A 7151-nucleotide genomic window follows, 5' to 3' on the forward strand; every position below is an offset into this window, starting at 1 on the left:
GCGTCGCGGCGTCGTCCGCGTCGCCGCCGCGACGGCCGCCGTCGCGGCGTCCCTCGGCACCGCGGTCGCTCTGGCCGCCCCGTCCGACGCCGTCACCGCCCGCGCGGCCAAGCCGGCTGCCGCGGCGCTCGCGAGCTGCACCGGCGCCACCGTGAAGATCACCGCCAAGGCCGAGCCCGGTCAGCGCATCCTGCTGACGGCCACCAACACCGGCAGGCACATCTGCCTCGCCTACGGCTACCCGTACCTGCGCTTCGGCGACGCCCAGGCCCCGGCGGGCTACATCGCCGACAGCATCCCGCAGGCGGTGGCCACCCTGTCCCCGGGCCAGTCCGCCTACGCGCTGGCGCACACCACGAGCCGCGGCGCCCGCCACAACCACACCGTGCACACCCTGGACGTGTACTTCGCCAACGCCGCCCAGCGCGGTTCGGTCGGCTCGGCGGCGCACGTCGCGCTGCCCAAGGCGGGCGTCCGGGTGGACGACTCCGTGCGCACGACCTACTGGGAGGCCACGCCCGGGCTGGCGCTGCGCTGGTAGCACCGGCCGTCGTCGGCTGCCGGGGCGACACCGGTCGCTGACGGCCGGCCGCCGGGCGGGCCCCGCTGTGTTCCTTGCCCTGGAGGGCGCGTGCGGGGCCCACCGCGTTCCCGAGGCTGTCGGCCCCCCGCAGACGCGCAGGCGTTGCCGATCACGGGGGAGGACGGGTGACAATGGCCGACATGCATCTCGTTCCCGCCGAGCGTGCCCACCGCAGGGTCATCGACGACCACACCGTCTGCGCCGCCATCGCGGGCATCGGCGACGCTGACCGCCTCGCCGAGTGGGCCGGCCGCTTCGCGCTGCTCGGTGAGCCCCACCGGCTGTCGTTGCTGCTCGCCGTCCACCACGCCGGGCCGATCGCGGTCACCGACCTGGCCACCGCGACGGGGCTCGACGACACCACCGTGTCCCGGATCCTGCGCCTGCTGCGCGCCTCCCGCACGGTCGTGGCCGACAAGGACGGCCGGATCGTCCGCTACCGCCTCGCCGACGACCACGTCGCGGCGCTGCTCGACCAGCTGGGGCGACCGGCCGCGACGCACTGAGGCAGGCCCGGTCCCGCCCGACGGGTACGGTGACGCCATGACCGCGGCACCGACTCGGGGACCACGCCACCGCACCGTCGTCGACGACCAGGGGAAGGCCCTGGCCCTCGGGGACGTCACGCGGGTGGTGTCGCTGGTGCCGTCCCTCACCGAGGCGATCGCGGTGACCGCGCCCGGCCTGCTGGTCGGGGCGACGGACTGGTGCACCCACCCCGCCGGGCTGGACGTGGCCCGGATCCGCGGGACCAAGAACCCCGACACGGCGCGGATCGCCTCGCTGCGCCCGGACCTGGTGGTCGCCAACGAGGAGGAGAACCGGTCCGTCGACCTCGCCGCGCTGCGAGAGGCGGGCCTCGCCGTCTGGGTCACCGAGGTACGGACCCTCGACCAGGCCTTCCGTTCTCTGGAGCGGCTGCTGACCATCGCCTGCGGTCTGCCCCGGCCGCACTGGCTGGATCAGGCCCGCGACGCCTGGGCCGCGACGCCCGCCCCGGGAGAGCCGGGGGAGCCGGGGGAGCCGGGGGAGCCGCGGGAGTCGGGGGAGTCGGGGCAGCAGCTTCGGGCGATCGTGCCGATCTGGCGCCGGCCCTGGATGGTCCTCGGGCGTGACACCTTCGCCGGTGACCTGCTGCGCCGCCTCGGCGTCGTCCAGCTCTACGCGGACCACGCCGAGCGCTACCCGGCCGTGCCGCTGGAGGAGTTGCGCGCCCGCGACGCCGACCTCGTCGTACTCCCGGACGAGCCCTACCGGTTCACCTCCGATGACGGCCCGGAGGCATTCCCCGGCATCCCGGCCGCCCTGGTGAGCGGGCGTCACCTCACCTGGTACGGGCCGTCGTTGTACGAGGCTCCGGTGCTGCTGGCCGAGCAGTTGCGAATCGCCCGTTAGCGATCTTCTGTTCAACTGGGCGAGAAGTTCGTCTGCCCCGCGTTCAACACTTCTTCACGGGCGGCTCCCTGACATGTACTCGCGAGTCACTTACCTTGGGTGAGCGCTACGCGCGTTGCACAATCCCTGTTCCGCTCCCGTGCCACACCCCTATTCCCGCATCAGGAGCTCGAATTGAGAGCCGTACGCCGTCGTCTGCTCCAGTCGTTCACGGCCTGCGCCGCCGTCGCCACGGCAGCGATCCTGCCGGGCGCCGTCACCGCGCACGCCGCCGGCAACTACTCACTGGTCGTCCTACCCGACCAGGGCGAGAGCGCCATCTACAACTTCGTCAACTCGGCTACCAAGTCGATCGACGTCACGATCTACGAGCTCCGCGACACCACGCTCGAGAACGACCTCGTCGCCAAGGAGAAGGCCGGCGTCGCCGTCCGCGTGATCCTCGACGGCAAGCAGACCTCGGTCAACAACGGCGCCTACACCACCCTCACCGCGGGTGGGGTCGGGGTGACCTGGTCCTCGACCGCGTTCGTCTACACGCACCAGAAGACGATCACCGTCGACGGCGCCAAGTCCTACATCTCCACCGGCAACTTCGACACGACCTACTACGCGACCTCCCGCGACTACGGCGTCTTCGACAACACGGCGTCGGACGTCAACGCGATCGAGGCGGTCTTCAACGCCGACTACGCCAAGACCACCATCACGCCGTCCGACGGCGCCGACCTGGTCTGGTCGCCCACCGACTCGCAGACCCAGATCCTCGGCCTGATCAACGGGGCCCAGCACAGCCTGGACGTCGAGGAGGAGGAGTTCGGCGACACGACGCTGGTCAATGCGATCGTCGCCGACGAGCAGCGCGGCGTGAAGGTGCGCGTCGTCGCCGAGAACGAGAACAACACGTACACCACCGAGCTGAACCAGGTGACCGCGGCCGGCGGCCAGGTGCAGACCTACACCAGCTCGACGGGTTACTACATCCACGCCAAGGCGATCATCGCCGACTACGGCACCTCCACCGCCAAGGCGTTCGCGGGCTCGGAGAACTTCTCCTCCAACTCGCTGAACAGCAACCGCGAGCTGGGCCTGATCGTCAGCGACTCCGGCGTGGTCGGCGGGCTTGAGCAGGCGTTCAACAGCGACATGGGCAGCTCGTCGTCCACCGGCAGCGTCACGGTGACCAACCCCGGCGACCAGACCGGCACCGTCGGCACCGCCGCCTCGCTGCAGGTCAGCGCGAGCGACACCGCGACCGGCACGCTGAGCTACGCGGCCACCGGCCTGCCGGCCGGTCTGTCGATCGACTCCTCGACCGGCCTGGTCTCCGGCACGCCGACCGCCGCCGGGACCTCCAGCGTGACCGTGACCGCCACGGACTCCACCGGCCCGTCCGGTTCGGCGTCCTTCACCTGGACTGTCAACCCCGGCAGCAGCGGCTGCACCGCGCAGCAGCTCCTCGGCAGCCCCGGCTTCGAGACCGGCTCCGCCTCGCCGTGGACCGCGACCTCCGGCGTGATCAGCGACAGCTCCTCCGAGCCGGCGCACTCCGGCAGCTGGGACGCGTGGCTGGACGGCTACGGGAGCACCACCACGGACACCCTGGCCCAGTCCGTCGCCGTCCCGGCGGGCTGCACGAACGCGAACTTCTCGTTCTGGCTGCACGTCGACACCGCCGAGACCAGCAAGACCACGGCCTACGACACGCTCAAGGTCCAGGTCCTGAACAGCTCCGGCACCGTGCTCGGCACGCTCGCGACCTACTCCAACCTGAACGCGGCGAGCGGCTACCAGCAGCACACCTTCAGCCTGGCAAGCTACATCGGCCAGACGGTCACGCTGAAGTTCACCGGCTCGGAGGACTCCGAGTACCAGACCTCCTTCGTGGTCGACGACACCGCGCTCAACGTCTCCTGATCATCCGCTGAGCACGGCCCTTTCCAGGGAGCCCCGGCTGATCCCCTCGGCCGGGGTTTTCCCTGCCCGCGGGAGGTGCGCCGGGGCGGAAACCGAGCTTCACTTGGGGTGAGCGGCTCAGGAGGTCCCAGGAGGTACCGATGACCAGCACAGCTGAGATCACCGTCGAGGTCGTCGAGCACGACCCGCACGACGGAGACGCGGTTCTCGCCGTCCTCGCGGAGGCGTTCCAGGCCACGGCCGAGATGTCCCCGACCCCGATGCCCATGACCGCGACGCCGACGAGCCCGTCCACGAGCCCGCCGTCCGGTTCGGGCACCATGTGCCGGGCGCGCTCCTTCCTGACCATGCCCGAGGCCGCCGCGGTGCTGCGCAGTGCGCCCGCGCACCTGAACCAGCCGGTCGACGTCGACATCCTCGGGCCGGCGGACGCCGTCGAGCAGGCCAGGACCCTGCTGGCCGGCGTCTTCACCGTGCAGGACCTCGGCTGGGTCTCCGGGGAGCACGAGTTCGAGACCCGCCTCCGCCTGACCTGACCCAGGACCCGACCACCAGGACCCGACCACCAAGGCCTGACCACCCAGGCCTGATCACGAAGGCCTGATCACCCAGGCCTGACCCAACCGGCCCGTTCGACCGGCCCGTCCAGCTCTTCTGACGGGCCGTCACCGGCGTGCGCTCGTCGAGGCCGCGTCGCCTGCGGATAGATTGCAGACGACGGATCCTCGAACGACCCAGGGAGCGCGTGTGAGTGAAGCCGGCGGGGAGACCGGCCTGTCCAAGCAGCCGGTCGTGGTCTCCGACGAGCGGGTGGGCGTCAACGGCGCGATCGCGGCCGCGTTGACCCAGGGAGTGGGCTCGATGCCCGCCCTCTATGTCACGCTCGCCTTCTGCGGCGGGTGGATGGCCCTGGCGGCCTGGGGCCCGCTGCACCGGGTGGACCCCTACCCGTTCGGCTTCCTGCTGTTCGTCAACAACGTCCTGCAGCTGGTGCTGTGCGCGGTGATCCTGGTCGGCCAGCGGGTGCTGGGCATGGCGGCCGACCGCCGGGCCGTGCAGACCTACGAGAACGCCGAGGCCATCTTCGCGCAGGTCTCCGACCTTCAGGCCCATCTCGACCGGCACGACCGGGCGCTGGGTCGCGGGGCCAGCCTGCTGGAGTCGAGCCCGCATCCGTGGATCCGGCGGCACCGCGTGCAGCCCCCGCCGCAGGCGATCGACCAGGTCGTCGGCGTCAACGGCAGGATCGCGGCCTGGCTGACCCAGCGGCTGGGCAGCATGGCGGCGTTCTACATCGCGGCCGGGACGCAGGTGGTGTGGATCGGCATGGCCGAGTTCGGCCTGCAGCACTTCGACCCCTACCCGTTCGCGTTCATGAGCTTCCTGTCGACCTTCGCCCAGCTCGTGTTCATGATCGTGATCATGGTCGGGCAGAAGGTGCTGAGCCTGGCCGGCGACCGCCGCTCGGAGCAGACCTTCCTCGACGCGGAGGCGATCCTGCACGAGTGCCGCCGGATGAAGGCACGCCTGGTCGCGCAGGACCGCGTCATCGACAGCCTCTCCGACTACACCTCGGCCCAGGTTGCCGAACACCTCGCCCAGGCCCTCCACCAGAGCCGGATGCAGGCGCGCGCCGACGCGACGCTGGAACTGGTGATCCGGCCGTCGCTGCGCCCCTGGCACGAACTGCCGGAGGAGTCACGCGAGGCCGGTCGCCGGCACGCGCGCCGGGTCGGCGAGAGCCTGGCCGCGATCGGCTGCCTGATGTTCCCCACGACGGACACGGCCCTGCGCCAGGAGCCGGACGAGGCGGACGGCGTCGGACTGCTCGCCTTCGAGGAGCACGAGGCGTGGGTGCTGGCCCGGTTGGAGCACGAGCACTCGGTCCGCGAGCAGCAGGGGCTGCGGCAACGCGGCGGCCTCCTGTCGTGGGACCAACTCTCCGAGCGTGCAAGGGAACAGGCCGTCGACGCCGTCCGCTACCTGCCGACGGTGCTGGCCGACGTCGGCTTCCAGGTACTGCGCACCGGTGTGGGATCGGACGGAGCGGGGGAGTTGGACTTCCTCCCCGAGGACTGGGCGCTGCTGTCGCAGGCGTTGATCGCTTCCGGCGTGCTGACCGCCCTCGCCGAGGGCGAGGTCGACGCGGAGGAGATCGTCGCCATGGTGCAGTTGCTGCGGGAGGCGAGTGTCAGTCACCCGCAACGCCTCATCCGGGAGTTGGCCGCCGCCTGTACCTTCGACACCGGCGTGCGGGCGGACACCCGGTACGCCGACTACGAGAAGCCGGCGCTGCACGCCATCCACATGGCCACGACGGTCGTCGCCCGCGTCGCACCGGCGGAGCTGCCCGGCTTCCGCGCGTTCCTGGACGAGATCGCGGCGGTGGTGGCCGAGGCCAACAACGAGGGCGGGTTCTTCGGCCTCGGCGCGCGTTCCCGCACGCCGCGCGAGGCGGCGGCGATGGAGGCGGTGGCCAGGGCCGCGCGCCTGGACGGCTGACGTCTTTCGGCCGTCTCTCATGGGAAGACGGTCCCAGCTGGTGGTCCCGCAGGGCCACTGCGGCACGCGTTGCGTCCAGCATGTCGTCTCCGTCCACGTGGACGGCGGCTATGCCGCCGCCCACTGACGGATCCGCTCCTTGCTCAGCCCCGCGCGGCGGCGACGGCCGCGCCGAGGGCCTCCTTGATCCGCGGCCCGAGCCGCGAGAACCCGAACTCCTTCATCGCCGCCCGCAGCAACTCGTCCTCGGTGCGGTCGACGCCGTCCCCGTCGATCCACCGCACCACCGCTTCGAGCTGCTCCGCGGAGTACGCCGTCACCGGCTTCCCGGGCGCGAAGTCCGGCTTCCCGGCGGCAGCGGCAGCGGCAGCGGCCTGCGGCTTTGCGTCGACGTTCGCGGCGGCGTCGGCCTCCGGCTGGTCCGCGACTGCGGGCTCCATGTCGGTGGGGGCCTCGACCTCGGCATCTGCGACCAGCTCAGCCTGCTCGGCCTCCGCCTCCACGTGCGCGACGGGCTCGGCCTCGACGAGAGCCTGCGGCTCCGTCTCGATCGCGAGCTCCGCTTCTGCGTCGGCATCCACGACGGCTACTGCGGCCGACTCGGCGTCGGCCACCGGCTCCACGTGCGCGGCGGGCTCGGCCTCGACCACGGCCTGCGGCTGGTCCGCGGTTGCGGGCTCCATGTCGGTGGGGGCCTCGACCTCGGCATCTGCGACCAGCTCAGCCTGCTCGGCCTCCGCCTCCACGTGCGTGA

General features: G+C 71.6%; 6 protein-coding genes and 1 pseudogene. 6 read left to right on the plus strand and 1 reads right to left on the minus strand.

The genetic code is table 11. From position 1 onward, the window contains the following. The 6 genes from TR48_RS05790 to TR48_RS05820 form a co-directional block, all read left to right on the plus strand. A partial coding sequence (locus TR48_RS05790; protein ID WP_042364794.1) for a DUF4232 domain-containing protein occupies positions 1-541 on the plus strand: 541 nt, incomplete at its 5' end. Between the two features lie 182 nt (positions 542-723). Beyond that, entirely contained in the window at positions 724-1089 is a 366-nt protein-coding gene (locus tag TR48_RS05795) for an ArsR/SmtB family transcription factor (protein WP_042364867.1), read from the plus strand. Between the two features lie 37 nt (positions 1090-1126). Beyond that, positions 1127-1978, plus strand: coding sequence for a helical backbone metal receptor (locus TR48_RS05800; protein WP_236652023.1), 852 nt, complete (start codon positions 1127-1129; stop codon positions 1976-1978). A gap of 174 nt (positions 1979-2152) precedes the next feature. Next, entirely contained in the window at positions 2153-3895 is a 1743-nt protein-coding gene (locus tag TR48_RS45215; RefSeq protein WP_063770916.1) for a phospholipase D-like domain-containing protein, read from the plus strand. A 140-nt stretch (positions 3896-4035) separates the two neighbouring features. After that, complete coding sequence (locus tag TR48_RS05815) at positions 4036-4431, plus strand: hypothetical protein (RefSeq protein WP_042364795.1); 396 nt, start codon at positions 4036-4038, stop codon at positions 4429-4431. A 211-nt stretch (positions 4432-4642) separates the two neighbouring features. Beyond that, on the plus strand, positions 4643-6397 hold the full coding sequence (locus TR48_RS05820; protein WP_042364796.1) for a DUF1003 domain-containing protein: 1755 nt from the start codon (positions 4643-4645) through the stop codon (positions 6395-6397). Positions 6398-6540: 143 nt separating this feature from the next. Here TR48_RS05820 and TR48_RS05825 read toward each other — a convergent pair. Continuing rightward, positions 6541-7151, minus strand: a pseudogene (locus tag TR48_RS05825) (hypothetical protein); the annotation flags it as partial.

This window comes from Streptacidiphilus neutrinimicus (genome assembly GCF_000787815.1).
Lineage (GTDB): Bacteria > Actinomycetota > Actinomycetes > Streptomycetales > Streptomycetaceae > Streptacidiphilus > Streptacidiphilus neutrinimicus.